At 39.4% G+C, this 850-nt stretch carries 1 protein-coding gene; it reads right to left on the minus strand.

Features of this window, described 5'->3' with window-relative positions; all coding sequences use genetic code 11:
• Positions 1-296: 296 nt before the first annotated feature.
• On the minus strand, positions 297-850 hold a 554-nt coding region (locus AB4486_RS24900; protein ID WP_372119373.1), incomplete at its 5' end, for a hypothetical protein.

The following is an 850-nucleotide window of genomic DNA, read 5'->3' on the forward strand; positions in this document are numbered from 1 at the left end:
GCTTGGTTGAGTGATGCTCTTTCTCATAAAAAGACAACTTACTATCTTCGAACTTAAAATCGCCTTTAGTAAAAGAACCACTCTTACATCGAGTAAATACATTTAGTTCGTATGTATCATTACTATATAGTTCTAGCTCAGTCCTTAATTTCAGTAACAAGCACTCGCGATCATTATTAATTGCTATGTGCGACATAGTGTTTGACTTGTAGCTCCCATTGATTTGCTCAGACTTGAAAGTATGTATAAGCCACCCTGTTACTAATGTAGATATCGAAATAACGCACACAATTAATCTATTCACAGAACCTCCCAACAATCTCCGAAGGAAAGCTAACAGACTCAAGGTTATCATTTATTGCGATGGAAAGTCCTCCGGTACTGATAACATGGGCGGAGCCAAGGTCAATTCTTACATCGCCTTTCTTGGTTTTATATACACAAGAGTCATAGATTCGATAAGAGTAATCTTCTGCGTTTTTTGGCCCTCTATATGCTTTAGCAGCAGCACTACCATAGTAACCTAACAAAAAACACAATATTCCACTAAATGCATATTTCATTATCCATTGACCGCTGAACAACGAAGAGACATCAAAATATTTTGAGTTTGAAATGGTTTTCTCAGTGTTTTCTTCCCTCAAGGGTTCAGGTTTAATATCACTCTCGTCTTTCTGCTCAGTTTCTTCTTTTAGTGTCTGCTCAGTGGAATAAGCGTCAACCACAGCTACAAAGCGATAGCCCTTACCTCGCTCCGTTTTGATGACGTCACCGCTTTTATCACCGAACGCCTTACGGCAACAAGAGAGCGCGTTCATCAAACTGCTCTCTTCGACTACAACTCCTCTCT

This window comes from Vibrio sp. 10N.222.55.C6, assembly GCF_041473395.1.
In the GTDB taxonomy this organism is placed as follows: Bacteria; Pseudomonadota; Gammaproteobacteria; order Enterobacterales; family Vibrionaceae; genus Vibrio; species Vibrio crassostreae_C.